The organism is Nocardioides sp. W7, from assembly GCF_022919075.1.
Taxonomy (GTDB): domain Bacteria; phylum Actinomycetota; class Actinomycetes; order Propionibacteriales; family Nocardioidaceae; genus Nocardioides.
Genome location: NZ_CP095078.1, coordinates 1,251,379 through 1,270,481 on the forward strand (window position 1 = coordinate 1,251,379; position 19,103 = coordinate 1,270,481).

17 protein-coding genes and 1 tRNA gene are annotated in these 19,103 nt (G+C 73.6%); 11 read left to right on the forward strand and 7 right to left on the reverse strand.

The window, feature by feature from the left end:
- Positions 1-26 precede the first annotated feature (26 nt).
- Positions 27-1,103, reverse strand: a complete 1,077-nt coding sequence (locus MUB56_RS05930) for a class I SAM-dependent methyltransferase (protein WP_244930982.1) — start codon at positions 1,101-1,103, stop codon at positions 27-29.
- A 104-nt stretch (positions 1,104-1,207) separates the two neighbouring features.
- On the opposite strand from MUB56_RS05930, the gene MUB56_RS05935 reads away from it, so the two are divergent.
- Genes MUB56_RS05935 through MUB56_RS05950 form a run of 4 tightly spaced genes read left to right on the forward strand, consistent with a single transcriptional unit; the run spans position 1,208 to position 7,785 of the window.
- Positions 1,208-3,961: a helix-turn-helix transcriptional regulator gene (locus MUB56_RS05935; RefSeq protein WP_244930983.1), complete on the forward strand. Its 2,754-nt coding sequence runs from the start codon at positions 1,208-1,210 to the stop codon at positions 3,959-3,961.
- Positions 3,962-4,002: 41 nt separating this feature from the next.
- Positions 4,003-5,289: an O-acetylhomoserine aminocarboxypropyltransferase/cysteine synthase gene (locus MUB56_RS05940; RefSeq protein WP_244930984.1), complete on the forward strand. Its 1,287-nt coding sequence runs from the start codon at positions 4,003-4,005 to the stop codon at positions 5,287-5,289.
- Positions 5,290-5,295: 6 nt separating this feature from the next.
- Positions 5,296-6,375, forward strand: coding sequence for a homoserine O-acetyltransferase (locus tag MUB56_RS05945; RefSeq protein WP_244930985.1), 1,080 nt, complete (start codon positions 5,296-5,298; stop codon positions 6,373-6,375).
- A gap of 18 nt (positions 6,376-6,393) precedes the next feature.
- Positions 6,394-7,785 carry an FAD/NAD(P)-binding protein gene (locus MUB56_RS05950; RefSeq protein ID WP_244930986.1) on the forward strand — a complete coding sequence of 464 codons (1,392 nt, stop codon included), beginning with the start codon at positions 6,394-6,396 and terminating at the stop codon, positions 7,783-7,785.
- A 10-nt stretch (positions 7,786-7,795) separates the two neighbouring features.
- Here the strand turns inward: MUB56_RS05950 and MUB56_RS05955 are convergent, their stop codons facing one another.
- Positions 7,796-8,173 (reverse strand): VOC family protein, encoded by a 378-nt coding sequence (locus tag MUB56_RS05955; protein WP_244930987.1) that lies wholly within the window; start codon positions 8,171-8,173, stop codon positions 7,796-7,798.
- Positions 8,174-8,319: 146 nt separating this feature from the next.
- Here MUB56_RS05955 and MUB56_RS05960 point away from each other — a divergent pair, with 146 nt between their 5' ends.
- Positions 8,320-8,907, forward strand: coding sequence for a TIGR03086 family metal-binding protein (locus tag MUB56_RS05960; protein ID WP_244930988.1), 588 nt, complete (start codon positions 8,320-8,322; stop codon positions 8,905-8,907).
- Positions 8,908-8,955: 48 nt separating this feature from the next.
- Positions 8,956-9,045 (forward strand) — tRNA-Ser (locus MUB56_RS05965).
- A 99-nt stretch (positions 9,046-9,144) separates the two neighbouring features.
- Here the strand turns inward: MUB56_RS05965 and MUB56_RS05970 are convergent.
- Positions 9,145-9,792, reverse strand: a complete 648-nt coding sequence (locus MUB56_RS05970) for a class I SAM-dependent methyltransferase (RefSeq protein WP_244930989.1) — start codon at positions 9,790-9,792, stop codon at positions 9,145-9,147.
- Positions 9,793-9,917: 125 nt separating this feature from the next.
- Here MUB56_RS05970 and MUB56_RS05975 point away from each other — a divergent pair, with 125 nt between their 5' ends.
- The gene (locus MUB56_RS05975) at positions 9,918-10,451 is read left to right on the forward strand and encodes a gamma carbonic anhydrase family protein (protein WP_244930990.1); all 534 of its coding nucleotides are present in this window, start codon (positions 9,918-9,920) and stop codon (positions 10,449-10,451) included.
- A gap of 28 nt (positions 10,452-10,479) precedes the next feature.
- On the opposite strand, the gene MUB56_RS05980 is transcribed toward MUB56_RS05975, so the two are convergent.
- A complete protein-coding gene (locus MUB56_RS05980) occupies positions 10,480-10,794 on the reverse strand; it encodes a hypothetical protein (protein WP_244930991.1) in 315 nt (104 codons plus the stop codon).
- A gap of 61 nt (positions 10,795-10,855) precedes the next feature.
- On the opposite strand from MUB56_RS05980, the gene MUB56_RS05985 reads away from it, so the two are divergent.
- The gene (locus tag MUB56_RS05985; protein WP_244930992.1) at positions 10,856-11,725 is read left to right on the forward strand and encodes a MoxR family ATPase; all 870 of its coding nucleotides are present in this window, start codon (positions 10,856-10,858) and stop codon (positions 11,723-11,725) included.
- On the forward strand, positions 11,722-13,101 hold the full coding sequence (locus tag MUB56_RS05990) for a VWA domain-containing protein (RefSeq protein WP_244930993.1): 1,380 nt from the start codon (positions 11,722-11,724) through the stop codon (positions 13,099-13,101). The genes MUB56_RS05985 and MUB56_RS05990 overlap by 4 nt, the downstream gene beginning before the upstream one ends.
- Before the next feature lie 71 nt (positions 13,102-13,172).
- Here the strand turns inward: MUB56_RS05990 and MUB56_RS05995 are convergent, their stop codons facing one another.
- Both MUB56_RS05995 and MUB56_RS06000 read right to left on the reverse strand, forming a co-directional pair.
- Entirely contained in the window at positions 13,173-14,366 is a 1,194-nt protein-coding gene (locus MUB56_RS05995; protein ID WP_244930994.1) for a pyridoxal phosphate-dependent aminotransferase, read from the reverse strand.
- Between the two features lie 82 nt (positions 14,367-14,448).
- Positions 14,449-15,930: an FAD-binding protein gene (locus MUB56_RS06000; protein ID WP_244930995.1), complete on the reverse strand. Its 1,482-nt coding sequence runs from the start codon at positions 15,928-15,930 to the stop codon at positions 14,449-14,451.
- A 46-nt stretch (positions 15,931-15,976) separates the two neighbouring features.
- Here MUB56_RS06000 and MUB56_RS06005 point away from each other — a divergent pair, with 46 nt between their 5' ends.
- Complete coding sequence (locus tag MUB56_RS06005) at positions 15,977-17,002, forward strand: TlpA disulfide reductase family protein (RefSeq protein WP_244930996.1); 1,026 nt, start codon at positions 15,977-15,979, stop codon at positions 17,000-17,002.
- A gap of 63 nt (positions 17,003-17,065) precedes the next feature.
- Positions 17,066-18,574 (forward strand): potassium/proton antiporter, encoded by a 1,509-nt coding sequence (locus MUB56_RS06010; protein WP_244930997.1) that lies wholly within the window; start codon positions 17,066-17,068, stop codon positions 18,572-18,574.
- Here MUB56_RS06010 and MUB56_RS06015 read toward each other — a convergent pair.
- Positions 18,571-19,101, reverse strand: a complete 531-nt coding sequence (locus MUB56_RS06015) for a LytR C-terminal domain-containing protein (RefSeq protein WP_244930998.1) — start codon at positions 19,099-19,101, stop codon at positions 18,571-18,573. The two genes, MUB56_RS06010 and MUB56_RS06015, sit on opposite strands and share 4 nt — an antisense overlap.
- Between the last annotated feature and the right edge of the window lie 2 nt (positions 19,102-19,103).

Consider the following 19,103-nt stretch of genomic DNA (forward strand, 5'->3'; position numbering starts at 1 on the left):
TCCTCCTCGCGGTCCCCGGGCAGCCGTCAGGGACGGACCTCGAACACGTTGTTGAACGGCGTCTGCGCGACCAGCCGGAACCGGCTGAACCCGCCGGCCGTGACGACGTCGCGGATCCTGGCCGGGCCCGCCTGGGTGCCGAGCGCGAGCCCGACGTCCTGGGCGAGCGAGGTGGGCGTGCACAACAGCGTCGAGAAGCCGTAGTAGGCCCGTCCGACCGGGTTCAGGTTGTCCTCGACGCGGTCGCCGGCGGCCGGCTCGACGATCATCCAGGTCCCGTCGTCGCCGAGCAGGCCGCGGATGTGCCGGGCCGCGCCGACGGGGTCGCCCATGTCGTGCAGGCAGTCGAACGTCGTGACCAGGTCGAAGCCCGCCCCGTCGACGGCCTGTGCGGGCTCGGTCACGAACTCGGTGTTGGTGAGCCCGGCGTCGCTCGCCCGCTCCCGCGCGGTCTCGATCGAGGCCCGGTGGTAGTCGGAGCCGACGAACCGGGACCCCGGGAAGGCCTGGGCCATCAGCACCGTCGAGGCGCCGTGCCCGCAGCCGACGTCGGCGACCCGACCGCCGGCGGTCAGTTTCGCGACCACGCCGTCGCAGGCCGGCAGCCACTCCGCCACCAGGTGGGCCTGGTAGCTCGGCGCGAAGAACCGCTCGCAGCCGACGTGCACGTCGGCGTTGTGCTCGTGCCAGCCGACGCCGTCCCCGCTGCGGGCCGCGGCCACGATGCTCGGGGTGTCGCGGATCGTGCCGTGCGCGATCTGGAAGAGACCGCACAGGTACGCCGGGCTGTCGGGGTCGGTGAAGGCGACGACCTGCTCGGGCGGGAGCAGGTAGCGGCCGGTCGCGCCGTCGTACTCCACGTAGCTGCCGGCGGCCTGGGCGTTGAGCCACTCGCGGGCGTAGTGGGCGTCGGTGCCGGTGCGGTCGGCCAGCTCGTGCGGTGTGCTCGCGCCGTGCTCGGCCAGCGAGCGGTAGTAGCCGAGCTCGTCGCCCATCACGACGAGCGCCGCGTTGAGCGCGGCCCCGACCTCCTCGACCGCGCGGAATACGAAGCTCATCAGCGCGTCGGGGTCGAGTGGACGGGTCTGGGTGGTGGTGGTCATCGTGCTGCTCCTTGGCTGGTGGCTGGTACGACGACCCTCGCGCCGGTCCGGACCGGTCCGAATCAGGTGACCCCCCTGGTCCCGGACCGCCCTAACCTCGGGTGGTGCTCATCGGCCGGGACGCCGAGCGACAGGCACTCGCGCGGCTCGCGGTGGCGGCGCGGGTGTCCGAGAGCGGCGCGCTGCTGGTCGTCGGCGAGGCGGGGCAGGGCAAGACCGCGCTGCTGGAGGAGCTGGCGACCCGGGCCGAGGGGCTGCGGGTGCTCCGGGCCCGCGGCAGTGAGTCGGAGAGCGACCTCGCGTTCGGGGGCCTCGACCAGCTGGTCCGGCCGCTGCTGCCGCTGCTCGGGGAGATCCCGGAGCCGCAGGCGCTCGCCCTGGAGACCGCGCTCGCGTTGCGGCCCGGCGACCGGGCCGACCGGTTCGCGATCAGCGCCGCCACCCTCAGCCTGCTGGGCCGTGCGGCGGAGGAGCAGCCGGTCCTGGTGCTGGTCGACGACGCCCACGCCCTCGACCGGCCCTCGGCCGAGGCCCTGGTGTTCGTGGCCCGACGGATCCTGGCCGACCCGCTGGCGGTCGTCGCGGCGAGCCGGCCCACCGGGGGAGTGCTGCTGGAGGCCGGCCTGCCCCGGATCGACCTCGAGGGGCTGTCCCCGGCCGAGGTCACGGCGCTGCTGACGCAGCGCTCGGGCCACCCTCTTCCCGACGACGTCGCCGCCCGCGTGCACGAGGCGACCGCCGGCAACCCGCTGGCCGTCGTCGAGCTGGCCGCGTCGGCGCCGGACCTGCTCGACCGGCTGACGCCGGCGACTCCGATCGGAGTCCCGGACCGCGTGGTGGCCGAGTACGTCCGTCGTACGGCGGCACTCGGACCGTCGGCCCGGACGGCGCTGCTGGTCGCGAGCGTGGCCAGCACCGCGAGCGTGGCCGAGGGCAGCGCCGTGGCCGCCGCCGCGGTCGACCGGCTGGGCGTCGGGTGGGACGAGCTCCGCGAGGCCGAGGCCGCCGGGCTGGTCGCGCTGCGGCCGGGTCGCGTGGAGTTCCGGCACCCGCTGGCGCGGGCCGGGGCGTACGCCGCCGCGTCGGCCGAGCAGCGCCGCGAGGCGCACCTCGCGGTGGCGGCCGTGACCGACGACCCGGACCGGCGCGCCTGGCACCGCGGCGAGGGCACGCTCGGGCTGGACGACCGGGTCGCGGACGAGGTGGCTGCCGCGGCCCGCCGGAGCCTCGACCGCGGGGCGTACTGGGTCGCGGCGTCGTCGTACGAGCGCTCGGCCGCGCTGGCGACGGACCGGGAGCAGCGCGGGGAGCGGATGCTGGCGGCCGGCGAGGCCGCCGCCCTCGCGGGGCACGGCTCCCGGGCGACCGCGCTGCTGGACCTGGCGGCGGCCGAGACCGCGAACCCGCAGCGGCGGGGTCGGGTCGACGCGCTGCGCGGGGCGGTCGAGCAGCGCTGGGGCTCGCTGGAGCGCAGTCGTGAGCTGATCCGCCGGGCCCTGGAGGCACTGGCGCCGGTGGACCCGGACGCGGCGGTCGATGCCGCCACCGACCTGGTGGCCACCTGCTTCTACCTCGGCGACACCGCCCTCGCGGCGCACACGGCCGACACGCTCGACGAGCTGGCCGACCGGGCCTCCGAGGCGGCGCGGGTCCGGTGCCTGCTCGCCGGCGGCGTCGCCCGGGTGATCGCCGGGGAGGACGGGATCGCGGCGATCCGCGCGGCGGTGGCCGCGATGGCGGGCGCGACGCCGGCGACCGACGACCTGCGCCCGAGCTGGCTGGTGCTCGGGCCGCTGTTCCTCCGCGAGGAGTCCGCCACCGCGCGGGGCCTGGCCGAGCTCGCGGAGCGGCAGCTCCGGGACCGCGCCGCGATCGGGTCGCTGGCCGGCCTGCTCTTCGTCGTGGCCCGGTACGCCGGCTCCACCGACCGGTGGGCGGACGCGGCGCGGCACTACCAGGAGGGGATCGCGCTGGCCCGTGAGGCCGGCCAGACCACCGACCTGGCCATGCTGCTGGCCGGGCTGGCCTGGCTGGAGGCCCGCACCGGTCCGGAGCAGCCGTGCCGCGAGCACGCCGCCGAGGCGCTGGCCCTGGCGGCCCGGCACCGGGTGCACCTGGCGCGGATCTGGGCGACGTACGCCCTCGGCGACCTGGAGCTGGGGGCGGGCCGGCACGCCGAGGCCCTCGAGAGGTACGCCGAGCTGCAGGCGTTCCTCGACCGGATCGGGTTCCGCGACGTCGACATCTCCCCGGAGCCCGAGCTGGTCGAGTGCCTGCACCGCACCCACCGTCCCGACGAGGCGGCCCGGCTCGCCGGCGACTACCGCAGCCGGGCGAGGGCCAAGGGCCAGCCCTGGGCGCTCGCCCGGGCGGAGCGGGTGAGCGCCCTGGTCGCCGACGATCCGCGTCCCGGCCTCGAACGGGCCCTCGCGCTGCATGCCGCCAGCCCGGACCGCTTCGAGGAGGCGCGCACCCGGCTGGTGCTGGGCGAGGTGGAGCGCCGCTCGCGCCGTCGTACCGCCTCCCGCGAGCCGTTGCGCGCGGCCCTCGCCTCCTTCGAGAGCCTGGGCGCGCGCCCCTGGGCCGACCGGGCGGCGGTCGAGCTCGAGGCCACGGGGGAGCGGCCGCACCGGCGCGCCGACCGCAGCATCGACCTGCTGACCCCCCAGGAGCTCCAGGTCGCGACCCTGCTCGCGGAGGGGCGGACCACCCGGCAGGCGGCCGCGGCGATGTTCCTGAGCCCCAAGACCGTGGAGTACCACCTGAGGCACGCCTACACGAAGCTCGGCATCAACACCCGGGCCGACCTGGCTCGCGCCCTCGCCGGGGAGCCGGGACCGAGATTGTCCACCGAATAGGTGTGCTTTATGTTGGCTGCACCCGATCCCGAGGAGCACCCGTGTCGTACCGCCCCGAGACCCTGACCGTCCACGCCGGCCAGGAGGAGCCCGACTCCGCGACCAACGCGCGGGCCGTGCCGATCTACCAGACCACGTCGTACGTCTTCAACGACACCGAGCACGCCGCGAACCTCTTCTCGCTGGCCGAGCCGGGCAACATCTACACCCGGATCATGAACCCGACGCAGTCGGTCTTCGAGGAGCGGATGACCCAGCTGGAGGGCGGCGTCGGGGCGCTGGCCACGGCGTCGGGCTCGGCGGCGACCACGTACGCCGTGCTCAACCTGGCCGGCGCCGGCGACAACATCGTCGCGCTCTCGACGCTGTACGGCGGCACCTACGCCCTGTTCGCGCACACGCTCCCGCAGTTCGGCATCACGGTGCGGTTCGTCGACCCCGACCACCCCGAGCAGCTGGCCGCGGCCGTCGACGCGCACACCAAGCTAGTCTTCGCCGAGACCGTCGGCAACCCCAAGATCAACGTCGTCGACATCCGCGCCTGGGCCGACGCCGCGCACGCGCAGGGCCTGCCGCTGATCGTCGACAACACCGCGCCCACGCCGTACCTCGCCCGGGTCTTCGACCACGGCGCGGACGTGGCGGTGCACGCGGCGACCAAGTTCATCGGCGGCCACGGCACCTCCATCGGTGGGGTCATCGTCGACTCCGGCAACTTCGACTGGGCCGCGCACGCGGAGCGGTTCCCCGGCCTGACCGGCCCGGACGCGGCCTACCACGGCGTCGTGTGGACCGAGGCCGTCGGCAACCTGGCCTACATCATCCGGGCGCGCACCGTGCTGCTGCGCAACACCGGCGCGGCGATCACGCCGATGAACTCCTGGCTGTTCCTGCAGGGCCTGGAGACGCTGCACCTGCGGATGGAGCGGCACAGCGCCAACGCGCTGCGCGTCGCGGAGTTCCTCTCCGCCCACCCCGAGGTGTCCTGGGTCAGCTACCCCGGCCTGCCCGACAGCCCCTACAAGGCGGTGGCCGACCGGGTGCTGACCGGTCGTGGGTACGGCGGCATCCTCAGCTTCGGCGTGAAGTCGGGCCGCGAGGGCGGCAAGAAGTTCATCGAGGCGCTCGAGCTCTTCTCGCACCTGGCCAACATCGGGGACGCGAAGTCGCTGGCCATCCACAACGCCACCACCACGCACTCCCAGCTCACGCCCGACGAGCTGGAGGCGGCCGGCGTACCGGAGGACATGGTGCGGCTCTCCGTCGGCATCGAGCACGTCGAGGACCTGATCGCCGACCTCGAGCAGGCCCTGGCCGCCAGCAAGTGAGCTCCCTTGACTGAGTCGGCCGAGCGGGTCGTCCTCGCCACCGAGGACGACCCGCTCATCCTCGAGCACGGGGGCCGGCTCGCCCACGTGGAGGTGGCCTACGAGACGTGGGGCGAGCTGGCCCCGGCGCGCGACAACGTCGTCTTCGTCGCCCACGCGCTCACCGGCGACGCCCACGCCGCGGGAGAGGGCGGCTGGTGGGCGAACCTGATCGGGCCCGGCCTGGCGATCGACACCGACCGCTTCTTCGTGGTCTGCCCCAACCTGCTCGGCGGCTGCCGCGGCACCACCGGCCCGTCGTCCGTCGACCCGGCCACCGGCCGGCCCTGGGGCCTGGACTTCCCGCTGTTCACCGTGCGCGACCTGGTCGCCCTGCACCGCCGGCTGCTCGCACACCTCGGCGTCGAGCGCCTGTACGCCGCGGTCGGCGGCTCGCTGGGCGGCATGCAGGTGCTGCAATGGGCGATCGAGGACCCGGAGGCGATCGAGCGGGCGGTCGTGATCGCGGCGTCCTCCCGGCTCTCGGCGCAGAACATCGCGTTCTCGGCGGTCGCGCGCGACGCCATCATGCGCGACCCCGACTTCCAGGGCGGCGCGTACCTCACCTCCGGCCGCCGCCCCGACCACGGGCTGGCCGTCGCCCGGCGGATGGCCCACATCACCTACGTCTCCGAAGAGTCGCTGGAGACCAAGTTCGGGCGCGAGCGGCTCACCGACGGACCGCCCCGGCACGAGACCGACTTCCAGGTCGAGGCCTACCTCGACCACCAGGCCGAGGTCTTCCTGGAGCGCTTCGACGCCCTGTCGTACCTCTACCTGACCCGGGTGATGGACTACTTCGACCCGTTCGTCGACCCGGAGGCGGCGGTCCGGGCCGGCTCCGGCGGAACCCGCTTCCTGGTCGTCTCCTTCGACACCGACTGGCGCTTCCCGACCGCCCACTCGCGCCGGCTGCACGAGCACCTCGCCGCCGCCGGCACCGCCGGCGAGCACGTGGAGGTCGCCTCGCCCTGGGGGCACGACTCGTTCCTGCTCCAGCCGCCGGGCTACCACGACCTGCTGCGGGGCTTCCTCGATGCGCCCTGACCGTGCTTCTCTGACCCGATGACGCGCCGGATCGATGCCGACTACCTCGTGATCGGGGCGGGGGCCAGCGGCATGGCGTTCACCGACGCCCTGATCGACCACACGGACGTGCGCGTCGCCCTCGTCGACCGCCGCCCCGGCCCCGGCGGGCACTGGCGCGAGGCGTACCCCTTCGTCCGCCTGCACCAGTCCTCCACGTTCTACGGCGTCGCCTCCACCCTGCTCGGCGGCGGCCGGATCCAGACCACGGGTCCCGAGGCGGGGTTGCACGAGCGGGCCGACCAGCCGACGATCCTGCGCTACTACGACGACGTGCTCACCCGCCTCGTCGGCACCGGCGGGGTCGAGCTCATCACCGGCAGCGAGTACGACGGGTCCGGCGCCGTCGTCTCGCTCTCCTCGGGCGAGCGCCTCGAGGTGCCCGAGCGCTGCCGGATCGTCGACGCCCGCTACCTCGCCCCCGACATCCCGGCGGAGACGCCGCCGCGCTTCGGCGTCGACGGTGCCCGGGTGATCCCGGTCAACGACCTGCCGCGGGTCGAGGACGCCCCGAGCCAGTACGTCGTCGTCGGCTCCGGCAAGACCGCCACCGACGCCATCGTCTGGCTGCTGGGCCGCGGGACGGACCCCGACGCGATCTGCTGGGTGCGTCCGCGCGAGCCCTGGATGCTGAACCGCGCCAAGATCCAGCCCGACCCCGAGGTCTTCCTCGGCATGGTCGCCGACCTGATGCGCGCCGCCGGGTCCGCCGGGTCGCTCGACGAGCTGTTCCTCGCCCTCGAGGACGCCGACATCATGCTGCGCATCGACCGCTCGCTCATGCCGACGATGGCCAAGGCGCCGACCCTGGGCGTCTGGGAGCTCGAGCTGCTGCGCAGCGTCGAGAACGTCGTACGCCTCGGTCACCTCGTCACCGCGGGTCGCGGGCGGCTCCAGCTCGAACGGGGATCGGTCGCCGTCGCCGACGCCCTGGTGGTCAACTGTGCCGCCGACGGGCTCAAGCAGCCGCCGCTCGTCCCGATCTGGGGACCCGAGGCGATCACCGTCCAGCCGATCCGCGCCGGCTTCCCCTGCTTCGGTGCGGCGCTGGCCGGGTACGTCGAGGCGACCCGCGGGCCTGGCCCCGACGCGGAGGTCGAGAAGAACCGGCTCTGCCCGCCCTCCAACTACGGCAACACCCTGCCGGACTGGGCCGAGATGAACGTCCGCGGCTTCCGGGGCTCGGCCGCCTTCGGAGCCGAGCCGGACATCAAGGCCTTCGCCGACCGGGTCGCCCTGAACCCCTCGCGGGTCCCGCACGGGCACCCCGGCTCGCCGGGACTCGACGACGCCCTCGCCCGGCTCCAGCAGCACGTCGGCCCGGGGGTCGCCCGACTCGCTGAGCTGTCGGGGCTGACCGGGCCGGCGTGAGCCGTGCCGGCTAGCCGTCGGAGAGCTCGGCCTCGGCGTCCGCCGACGAGGTCACGCAGAACTGGTTGCCCTGCGGGTCGGCCAGGGTCACCCAGGCGAAGCTCTCGTCGCCGCGCCGGTCGACCAGCGTGGCACCGGCCGCGAGCAGTCGGTCGACCTCGGCCTCGAGGTCCGGGGCGGCGAAGTCGTAGTGGATCCGGTTCTTACCGGGCGTGGGGTCCTCGACGAGCTGGAAGGCCAGCTGCACCGGGATCGTGTCGATGCGGACCATCAGGAAGGTGCCGTCGAACGGGTCGGCGACGGTGCCGCCGACCTGCTCCGCCCACCAGGCCGCGAGCGGGACCGGGTCGGTGGAGTCGCAGGTGATCATGCCAAGGGAGAGGGTCATGACGTGACCGTAGGGCGCGGCGCCGACAGTCCGCGACGTCGTACGACGTGGTTGCTGGGGGTGCCGACTCGGATGACGTCCGCGGCCGGGCCCGAACCCCTGGGCGAAGCCGATGAGATCGCCGCGCCCGGCCGGTCAGCACCCGCATGGAACCTCTCGACCTCCGACCTGCCTGCACCGCTCTCGCCCGGGTGGTGAACGACATCCGCGACGACCAGCTCGCCGGGCCGACCCCCTGTCCCGCGTACACCGTCGCCGACCTGGTCGACCACGTCCTGGGCCTCGCGGTCGCCTTCACCGCCGCCGCGCGCAAGGAGACCCTCCCGGTGCCGGTCAGCCCGTCCGGCGACGGCTCGCGGCTCCCGGACGGCTGGCGCGGGGTCGCCACCGATCGGCTCGCCGAGCTCGCGACCGCCTGGGACGACCCCGCGGCGTACGTCGGCCTGACGATGGCCGGCCCGGTCGAGACGCCGGGCGACGTGGCCGCCCTGGTCGCCCTGGACGAGGTCGTCGTGCACGGCTGGGACCTGGCCCGGGCCACCAGCCAGGAGTACGACGCCGACCCGGCGGCCGTCGCCGCGTGCCTGGGGTTCGCGGCCTCCTTCGAGCTGTCCGCGGACGCAAGGGACGCCGCCGCCCCCTTCGGCCCTCCCGTGCCCGTGCCGGCCGATGCGCCCGCCCTCGACCGGCTCGCCGGAGCGACCGGCCGCGACCCGGGCTGGACCGCCGCCTGACCTGCCCAGATTTCGTCCGTCCCACCCCGCTCCGGTACATTCTCCGGCGGTGGCGTGTCCGAGCGGCCTAAGGAGAACGCCTCGAAAGCGTTTGTGGGTGCAAGCCCACCGAGGGTTCAAATCCCTCCGCCACCGCCAGTTGATGTCCCAGGGCATCGAGAACACCCGGACCCACGACAGACGTGGGGTCGGGTGTTCTTCATTTCGGCGGGATCGCGGTCTGCTCGTCGAGATCGATCACTGGCCCGCGCGCACCAGGAGCGCGCCCTGCGGGCAGCGTTCGGTGCCCTCGGGCTGCCGCACCAGCCGAGTCGACTCGACGAACCCGGCCTCGGCCAGCAGGTCGGCCAGGGTGCCGACGGGCCAGCGGTGGGCCGGTGCGACCCGGTGGTCGTAGGGGACCGGTGGGCCGTCCGGCTCGTCCGTGGTCTGGAAGCCCACCAGCAGCGGGGCGCCGTCGGCCAGCATCCGGCGCAGCTCGACCAGCACGGCCGGCAGCTCCGCCGGCTCCACGTGGATGAGCGAGAACCACGCGACGGCTCCGCGCAGGCTCCGGTCGGGGAGGCCGGTGTCGGTCATCGATCGATGGTCGAACCGCAGCCCGGGGTGGGCGGCGCGCGCGAGCGCGACGAAGTCGGCCGAGATGTCCACGCCGTGCACGTCGAGACCGGCGGCGGCGAGGTACGCCGTCCAGTGCCCGGGCCCGCATCCCAGGTCGACGACCGGGCCCGGCTCCCCGGCCCGGACCGTCTCGGCCAGCACCGTCATCGCCGCGCGGTCCCACGGGTGACCGCGGGCGGGGTCGGCGAAGAGATCGGCGTACGGCCCCGCCCAGTGGTCGTACGCCGCCGCGACCCGGTCGAGGCGCCGGGGTTCGGTGGCCACGCGGGTACCGTAGCGTCCGCTGCCGACGGTCGCCCGTGCGTCCACCGACCTCCCGAGCGGTGCGGGACCCGACGTGACCCCGGAGCGCCCGCGAACGGGTCGGGCACGGGGTGTGGAATGAGCCCATGCACCTCATCGAGTTCGAAGGCCGCCGCCCGTCGGTCCACCCCGACGCCTGGATCGCCCCCACCGCCACCCTGATCGGCGACGTGACCGTCGAGAAGGGCGCCAGCGTCTGGTACGGCGCCGTGCTGCGCGGGGACGTCTGCACGATCGTGGTCCGCGAGGGCACCAACATCCAGGACAACTCGGTGCTGCACGCCGGCCCCGACCAGACCCTCGTGGTCGGTCCGAACGCCACCGTCGGCCACTCCTGCGTCGTGCACTGCGCCTCGGTGGGCGAGCAGTCGCTGATCGGCAACGGCTCGATCCTGCTCGACGGCGCGAGCGTCGGCGCCCGCACGCTGGTCGCCGCGGGCTCGGTGGTCACCCCGGGGGCCGAGATCCCCGGAGGCGTGGTCGCGGCGGGCTCCCCGGCCTCGGCCCGCAAGCCGATCGAGGGCACCTCCTCCGAGGTGTGGGTCGAGACCAACGCGCTCTACTACGGCGAGCTCGCCGGTCGGCACCGCACGGGCGCCCGGCCCGTCGAGCAGTCCTGACGGTCCTGACGGTCCGGCTCGGCGTCGGTCACGGTCGCCGCGTGCAGACCGCCACCAGGACGCCGGGCCGGCGGCCGTCGTACACCTCCCGGCCGCGCGCGGCCGACACCAGGACGAGTCGTCCCCGCGGGGTGCGCACCAGCGCGGCCCGCACGTCCTCGACGTCGTCGAACCCGACGGGGGTGCAGCCGTGCTCGGCCAGCACCGGGCGGACGACCTGGGCGTAGCCGTCGGCGGTGGCGCCGGTCGCGGTGCCCGACGTGACGTCCTGCCGCCCGCCCAGGGTGAACCCGCCGGCCAGCAGGCCGAGGAGGAGCAGGGCGGGGAGGGAGCGGGGCGCCATGACGTTCCGCTCAACGACGCACCTCGGGACGAGTGACGCGGGTGTGTTGGAGGATGGGCCCATGACGACCTGGTTCGCCTCGCCCACCGACGCCGTCACCCGCCTCGCAGCGGAGGGCTACCTCGCCGACAGCGCCACGGCCACGACCGCCTTCCTGGCCGGTGCGCTCGAGAAGCCGCTGCTGGTCGAGGGTCCGGCGGGGGTGGGCAAGACCGAGCTCGCCAAGGCGGTCGCCCGCGCGACCGGTGCCGACCTGGTGCGGCTGCAGTGCTACGAGGGGCTCGACGAGGCCCGGGCGCTCTACGAGTGGAACTACAAGAAGCAGCTGCTGCGCATCCAGGCGTCCCAGGGCTCCGACCAGGAGTGGTCGGCGACCCACGACGACATCTTCACCGACGAGTTCCTGCTCACCCGACCGCTGCTGACCGCGATCCGCCGCGAGGAGCCGACGGTGCTGCTGATCGACGAGGTCGACAAGACCGACGTCGAGGTCGAGGGCCTGCTGCTGGAGGTGCTCTCGGACTTCCAGGTCACCATCCCCGAGCTCGGCACCGTCTCCGCCGTACGCCGGCCCTTCGTCGTCCTCACCTCCAACGCCACCCGGGAGCTGTCCGAGGCGGTCAAGCGCCGGTGCCTGTTCCTGCACCTGGACTACCCCGACGCCGAGCGCGAGCGCGAGATCGTCACCTCCCAGGTGCCGGACCTGGAGGACCGGCTCGCCGAGCAGCTGGTCGCGATGGTCGGCCGGCTGCGCGAGCTGGAGCTGAAGAAGGCGCCGTCGATCGCCGAGTCGGTGGACTGGGCGCGCACCCTGCTGGCGCTGGAGATCCGCGAGCTCGACGACAAGGCCGTCAACGACACGCTCGGGGTGGTGCTCAAGCACGCCTCCGACACCGACCGCGCCGTCCGCGAGCTGCGGCTGCGCCGATGACCGGCAGCGGGCTACTCGAGCGCCACATCGCCTTCCTCGAGGCGTTGCGGGCGGCCGGGCTGCCCGTCTCGCTCGCCGAGGACCTCGACGCGGTCGCCGCGCTGCGGGCTCTCCCGTGGGACGAGCGGGCCACGGTCCGCGAGGGGTACGCCGCCACCCTGGTGAAGAAGTCGTCCTTCCGCCCGACCTTCGACACCCTCTTCGACCTGTACTTTCCGCGCCTCGTCGGCGAGGGCGCCGGCCACGCCGACGACGAGGGGGCGGACGAGAGCGCTCCCGGCGACACCGGTCGCGCCCTGGCCTCCTTCCGCGAGCAGCTGCTGGCCGCGCTCGCCGAGGGCGACCAGGAGACGCTGGCCCGGCTGGCCGCCGAGATGGTCGGTCGCTTCGGCGCGATGCCCGGTCGCGGGCCCGGCCTGTCGAGCTGGTCGGCGTACACCGCCCAGCAGCGGGTCGCGCCCAGCCAGCTGGTCGACCGGATCGTCGCCGCCCTGCTCGCCCAGGGCCGCACCGACGAGGAGGCGCAACGCACGGCCGGCCGCCGGCTCGGCGGCTTCACCAAGCTGGTCGAGGACGACGCCCGCAGGCGGATCGCCGAGGAGAAGGGCCCCGACCACGTCGCGAACGTCGCGGTCCGACCGACGATCGACCGGCTCGACTTCCTCCAGGCCCGGCGCACCGACCTGGAGGAGATGCGGCGCGAGATCTACCCGCTGGCCCGCCGGCTCGCGACCCGGCTGACCCAGGAGCACCACGCACGGCGCCGGGGGCCGCTGGACTTCCGTCGTACCGTCCGGGCCTCGGTCTCGACCGGCGGGGTGCCGCTGACCACCCACCACAAGCCCAAGCGCCCGCACCGCACCGAGCTGGTCGTGCTGTGCGACGTGTCCGGCTCGGTCGCCAACTTCGCGCAGTTCACGCTGCTGCTGGTCTTCGCGCTGCGCGACCAGTTCCAGAAGGTCCGCGCCTTCACCTTCATCGACCACGTCCACGAGGTCAGCCACCACTTCCGGCCCGGCGCCGACGTCGCCGACGTGATGGCCGACCTGGCCGCCAGCGCCTCGCACGCCGCGCTGTGGGGCCGCACCAACTACGGCCGCGCGTTCACCAAGTTCACCGAGGAGCACGGCGACGCCCTGGGGCCGAAGTCGTCGCTGCTGATCCTGGGCGACGCGCGCTCCAACTACAGCGACCTCGCCCTCGGGTCGCTGAAGGAGATGGCGGCCACCGCCCGGCACTCGTGGTGGCTCAACCCCGAGCACCGCCGGCACTGGGACACCGGCGACTCCGCGGCCTGGGCGTACGGCGAGGTCGTGCCGATGGCGGAGTGCCGCAACCTCGCCCAGCTCGGCGAGTTCGTGCACGACATCCTCTGAGCACTCCGTCGAGTGCCATGGATTGGCCCATCAGGGGTCAGGTTCAGGGGCCAATCGATGGCACTCGACGCTCAGCCGCGAAACACCGGCGCGATCCGCTCCAGCGCCTCCTCGATGTCGGCCCGCGGGCCGGCGAAGCTCATCCGCACGAACCGTCCGCCGTCGGCGGTGTCGAAGTCGATGCCCGGGGCCATCGCGACGCCGGTCCGGTCGAGCAGGCCGCGGCTGAAGGCCATCGAGTCGTCGGTGAGGTGGCCGATGTCGGCGTACACGTAGAACGCGCCGTCGGCCGGCGCCAGCCTGGAGACGCCGAGCCGGGCCAGGCCGTCGAGCAGCAGCCGGCGGTTGCCGGCGTAGCGCTGCACGTGCCTGTCGAGCTCGGCGTACGACTCGTCGGCGAACGCCGCGATGCAGGCCCGCTGCGCGATCACCGGCGGGCAGATCGTGAAGTTGCCGGTCAGCACGTCGACGGCGCGCCGCAGCCGGTCGGGGACGAGCATCCAGCCGATCCGCCAGCCGGTCATCGAGAAGTACTTCGAGAACGACGAGAAGACCACCGCCTCGCGGCTGGTCTCCCACGCGCTGCGCGCCAGCGACTCGTGGCCGTCGAGCGGGGCGTACTCGATGCCGTGGTAGATCTCGTCGCTGATCAGCTGGATCCCGTGCTCCTCGCAGTACGACGCCAGCGCCGCCAGCTCGCTCGGGAGCAGCATCGTGCCCGTGGGGTTCGCGGGGCTGGCCACGACCAGCCCCTTGATGTCCGGGCCGAGGGCGGCCAGCTGCTCGACCGTCGGCTGGAACCTGGTCTCCGGGCCGGTGGCGATCTCGACCACCTCGCAGCCCAGCGCGGTCAGCACGTTGCGGTAGCACGGGTAGCCCGGCCGGGCCATCGCGACCCGGTCGCCCACCTCGAAGGCCGCCAGGAACGCCAGCAGGAACCCGCCGCTGCTCCCGGTCGTCACCACCACCTGGTCCGGATGTACCTCGATCCCGTGCGCCCGGGCATGGTGGCCGGCGATGGCCTCGCGCAGCTCCAGGATCCCCGCCGCGGGCGTGTAGCCCAGCGGGTCGCCGCTGCCCAGCAGCCGCACCGCCTCGGCGTTCACCGGTGCGGGCGCCCCCTTACTCGGCTGCCCCGCGAGCAGGTTCAGCAGGTCGCCGTGGCTCCGCTGCCGCTCGGCACTCGCCGCCAGTAGATCCATGACGTGGAAGGGCGGAACGTTGGCGCGGCTGGCGACCTGGAAGCGCCCGGCGTTGACGGTCACGGGCGTCACTCCTGTTACATCGGTGGTGAGAAACTCATGCTGGTGTCATGAAGTTTCCTATCACCAGCATGAGTTCCTCCGCCTAGGCGGAGAAACTCACCGAGCTGCGTGCCCGCGCCGCAGCCGCCCCGGCCCGCCGACCGAAGAACGACCCCTCACCCAGCTGCGTGCCGGAGCAGTACCCCTTGCCGTCCTGGGCCAGGTTCGAGGCGCAGGCGCCGGCGGCGTAGAGGCCGGCGACGACGGAGCCGTCGGGGCGCTGGACCTGGCCGTCGACCGTGACCCGGAGGCCGCCGAGGGTGAAGCCGGCGTAGATCGCCTTGCCCAGTCGCAGGTCGAAGACCGCCCACGGGCCGGTGGTCTGCGGGGCGAGCCACTCGGCGCCCTTGTGGAAGTCGGGGTCCTCGCCGCGGGCGGCGTACTCGTTGTAGCGCTCCAGCGTCTTGGCGACCGAGCCCGCGGGCAGCGACAGCGCGTCCTCGAGCTCGTCGATCGTCTCGTAGCCGTCGATCAGCGGCACCAGGGGGAACTTGGGGTACTCCACGTGCTCGCTGTCGACGATGAGGTACGCCGTCGAGTCGGTCTGCTCCATCACGAACTGCGAGGTGCGGGAGTGGTAGCTGTCCTCGGCCACGAACCGCTCGCCCTCGGCGTTCACGACGATCCCGGTGATCAGGGCGGACGGCGGGTAGATGGGCGCGGTGATGAACGGCTCGTCCATGTGCTTGAGCTCCCCGCCGACGGACGCGCCGAGCCGGATCCCGAGTCCGTCGTCGTACGTCGAGCCCAGCGTCCACGGGTTCTCGGCCAGCCGTGGGGTGTGCTCGGCGACCATGTCGGCGTTCATCACGAAGCCGCCGGCGGCGATGATCACCGACGGTGCGCGCACGAGCCCGGTGTCGTCGAACGACTTCCACGCGAGGCCGGCCACGGCACCGGCCTCGTCCACGACGAGGTTCGTCGCCCCGGTCTCGTAGCGGACCTCGACGCCGGCCTCCTCGACCCGGTCGCGGAGCAGGTCCATGACCATCCTGGTGCCCTCGGTGTCGCCCGGCACCGGCACCTTGTGGCCGCGCGGCGCGGGCACCGCCTGCTCCTTGAACGGCCAGACCTTCTCGTTGCCGGTGTACATCAGCCCCTCGGTGCCGGGCTGGATCACTGCCTTCTCGGGGTAGTAGGACCGCTCGAACTCGAAGCCGAGCGCCTCCAGCCAGTCGCAGTGCTCGACCGAGCCCTCGCAGTAGGCGCGGATCTTGTCGTGCTCGGGCTGCTTGGAGACGGCGACGAGGTACTTGTACATCTCCTCGACCGAGTCCTCCTGGCCGGTCGCGCGCTGCACGACGGTCCCGCCGCCGAGGTAGAAGTGCCCGCCGGACATGCTCGACGTGCCGCCGTGGACCGCCGCCCTCTCCAGCAGCAGCACCCGCGCGCCGTCGCGGGCCGCCTCGAGTGCGGCGCAGCCGCCGGCGATGCCGAAGCCGACCACGACGACGTCGTACGACGGGGTGTCGGCGGCCAGCACCGAGGCGGGAAGGATGTCGGGAAGCGCGGTGCCCTTGCTCATGCGGCCAAAGGTAGAACAAGTTTCAGTTTCGTGCGATCCTCCCGGGATGGCGACCCTCGCACTCATCGACGTCGACGGAGCCGAGCACGACCTGCGCGGGGAGGGGCGGTATGTCGACGCCACCGACCTGGCGGCGGCCACCGGCTGGGACCTCAAGCCGGTCGGCCTGTGCCGGGGCGAGGTCTGCGTCCCGCTCTTCGGCCGGGTCGTGACGGACCCCGCCGACGACGCCCGCATCGACCTGGCCGTCTGGGCCGAGGCGCTCGGCCTGGTCCTCGCGCACGACCCGGAGGAGCGGGTCGCCGCGCTCGCGCCGTCCGCGGCCGCGCGGCACCGGGAGGTCGGCGACGGTCGGGCACCGAGCCTGGCGCTGCGCGACGTCGACGGGAACCCGGTCTCCTTCGACGACCAGTCCGGTCACAAGCGGGTGCTCGTCACCTGGGCGAGCTGGTGCGGCTGCCGGCACGAGCTCGCCGGCTGGCAGCGGCTGCAGGACGAGCTCGCCGACACCGGCCTGAAGATCTTCTCGGTGGCGCTCGACGCCGACCCCGAGGACAGTCGGCCGTGGATCGAGGCGGCCTCCCCGTCGTACCCCGTGGCGGTGGACACCGCCCACGTCACGGCCGAGCGCTACGGCATCACCAACGTCCCCTCCGTGGTGTGGGTCGACGAGGACGACCGCGTCGTGAAGCCGCCGACGATCGCGCCCGGCGACGACCAGTTCGTGGAGTTCACCAAGATCGGGGCCGAGCGGCACCACGACCTGCTGCGCGCCTGGGTCCGTGACGGCGCGCTGCCCGCGAGCGCGGCCGGCGAGCTGCCCGAGCGCACCGACGACGAGCAGTTGGCGCTGGCCGAGCGGCGGGTGGCGGCGTACCTCCAACGACGCGGGCGCACCGACGCGGCGAAGGCCCACCTCGCGGCGGCGCAGGTGCTGGCGCCGTGGGACTGGACCGTACGTCGTGGCGGGATCATGATGACCGGCGGCGACCCGTTCCTCGGCGAGGAGTTCACCTCGTTCTGGGAGGTCTGGGACGCCTCCGGACGGCCCGGCTACACCCCGACGACCTGAGGTCCGGTGGCCGCTGCGGCACCGATAGACTCACCCCACGTGAACGCCGACACCTGAGGTGAGATGACCTTCGACGCCCACCAGCTGGACGCTTTCCTTCTGGTCGGTTCGGGCGTCACCCTGTTGGCGATCCTGGCTGTTCGGGCCTCGAGTCGTGCCGGCCTGCCGAGCCTGTTGGTCTACCTGCTGATGGGCGTCCTGCTCGGCGAGTCCGGCCTCGGCATCCACTTCGAGGACGCCGAGCTCGCCCACGCACTCGGCTTCGGCGCTCTCGTGGTGATCCTGGCCGAGGGTGGTCTCACGACGAACTGGCGCGAGATCAGGCCGTCGATGCGTCTCGGGGTGGTGCTGGCGACGGTCGGGGTCAGCATCTCGGTGGGCATCGTGGCGCTGGGCGCCCACTACCTGCTCGGGATGAGCTGGGAGCTCGCGATCCTGCTGGGCGCGGCCACCTCGGCCACGGACGCGGCCGCAGTGTTCTCGGTGCTGCGCGCCGTCCCGCTACCGCGCCGCCTCACCGGTGTCCTCGAGGCGGAGTCCGGCCTCAACGACGCCCCTGTGGTGGTGCTGGTCGTGCTGGTCTCCTCCGGTGCGGCGGCCGAGGACGGCCCGCTGCTGATGTTGGCCCTGATCCTCTTCGAGCTGGTGGCCGGCGTGCTGATCGGCCTGGCCGTCGGCGTGGGCGGGGCCTGGGTGATGCGGCACGCGGCGCTGCCCTCGTCCGGCCTCTACCCGATCGCCGTGCTCTGCCTGACCGTCCTCGCGTACGGCGCCGGCGCCGCCGTGCACGCCTCCGGCTTCGCCGCCGTGTACGTCGCTGCCCTGGTCCTCGGCAACTCCGACCTGCCGCACCGGGCGGCGACCCGGTCCTTCTCGGAGGGCATCGCCTGGATCGCCCAGATCGGGCTCTTCGTCATGCTCGGCCTACTGCTGAGCCCGTCGCGGCTGACCTGGGAGATCGTCGGCCTCGCCCTCGTCGCGGGCCTGCTGCTCACCCTCGTGGCCCGGCCGATCTCGGTGTTCGTGAGCGCCATCGCCCAGCCGATGCCCTGGCGTGAGCTCGGCTTCATCTCCTGGGCCGGCCTGCGCGGTGCGGTCCCGATCGTCTTCACCATCATCCCGCTGGCCGATGGCCTCGACGGCGCCGAGAAGCTGTTCGACATCGTCTTCGTGATGGTCGTCATCTACACCCTGCTGACCGGCCCGACCCTCCCGCTCGTGGCTCGGTTGCTGGGGGTGGCCCAGCGCAACGAGCCACGCGAGCTCGAGCTCGAGGCCGCGCCACTGGAGCGGGTGGCCGCCGACCTGCTCCAGGTGACGATCAGCCCGGCGTCGCAGCTGCACGGCGTCGAGGTGGGCGAGCTGCGGCTGCCGCCGGGCGCCTCGGTCTCGATGATCGTCCGCGACGACCAGACCCTGGTGCCGGAGCTCCGTACCGTCCTGCGCCGCGGCGACGACCTGCTCGTCGTCACCCCCCGACGGCTGCGCTGGAAGACCGAGGAGCGGCTGCGCCAGGTCAGCCTCGGGGGCCGGCTCGCCCAGTGGCTCCCCGACGAGCACCGAACCGACTAGCCCGCCAGCTCCGGCGGCGGCGGGCTGCAGATCGTGGTGTCGCTCTTGGCCGCGGCCTTCGGGCGCCCGTTGGCCAGGGCCGTGAACCCGTCGCCGACGACCACGACGACGCCGTCGGCGGTCGTGGGCTCGGACTTGACGACCACGCCCTTCCCGAGCCAGGACCGCACCAGCCGGACGGCCGGGCTGTCCGGGTCGCCGGTCCAGATCTCGGCCTTCTCGACGCCGGAGCGGCGCGGGGCGTTGCCCCGGTCGCCGGCGACGAAGCCCTGCTCGACCAGGAGCTTCATGGTGGTGCTGGCGAGACCGTCGCGGGTGCCGGCGTTGAGGACGCTGACGAGCACCTGGTCGGGGTAGACCGGGTCGCCCTCGGCCAGCTCGAGGCGGGTGCAGGAGGAGTCGAGCTCGACCGTCCCCGGCAGCGGTGCGGTCGTGGCCGACCAGCCCCAGGCCAGGCCGGCGACGAGCAGGGCGCTCAAGACCGCCAGGGTGGTCGCGGTGCGGGCGGCGGGGGACAGGGGGGACATGG

Coding starts and splice junctions, on each gene's coding strand:
- MUB56_RS05930 (WP_244930982.1), bottom strand. CDS start 1,103: ATGACCACCACCACCCAGACCCGTCCACTCGACCCCGACGCGCTGATG.
- MUB56_RS05950 (WP_244930986.1), top strand. CDS start 6,394: ATGACGCGCCGGATCGATGCCGACTACCTCGTGATCGGGGCGGGGGCC.
- MUB56_RS05955 (WP_244930987.1), bottom strand. CDS start 8,173: ATGACCCTCTCCCTTGGCATGATCACCTGCGACTCCACCGACCCGGTC.
- MUB56_RS05960 (WP_244930988.1), top strand. CDS start 8,320: ATGGAACCTCTCGACCTCCGACCTGCCTGCACCGCTCTCGCCCGGGTG.
- MUB56_RS05975 (WP_244930990.1), top strand. CDS start 9,918: ATGCACCTCATCGAGTTCGAAGGCCGCCGCCCGTCGGTCCACCCCGAC.
- MUB56_RS05980 (WP_244930991.1), bottom strand. CDS start 10,794: ATGGCGCCCCGCTCCCTCCCCGCCCTGCTCCTCCTCGGCCTGCTGGCC.
- MUB56_RS05985 (WP_244930992.1), top strand. CDS start 10,856: ATGACGACCTGGTTCGCCTCGCCCACCGACGCCGTCACCCGCCTCGCA.
- MUB56_RS05990 (WP_244930993.1), top strand. CDS start 11,722: ATGACCGGCAGCGGGCTACTCGAGCGCCACATCGCCTTCCTCGAGGCG.
- MUB56_RS06000 (WP_244930995.1), bottom strand. CDS start 15,930: ATGAGCAAGGGCACCGCGCTTCCCGACATCCTTCCCGCCTCGGTGCTG.
- MUB56_RS06005 (WP_244930996.1), top strand. CDS start 15,977: ATGGCGACCCTCGCACTCATCGACGTCGACGGAGCCGAGCACGACCTG.
- MUB56_RS06010 (WP_244930997.1), top strand. CDS start 17,066: ATGACCTTCGACGCCCACCAGCTGGACGCTTTCCTTCTGGTCGGTTCG.
- MUB56_RS06015 (WP_244930998.1), bottom strand. CDS start 19,101: ATGTCCCCCCTGTCCCCCGCCGCCCGCACCGCGACCACCCTGGCGGTC.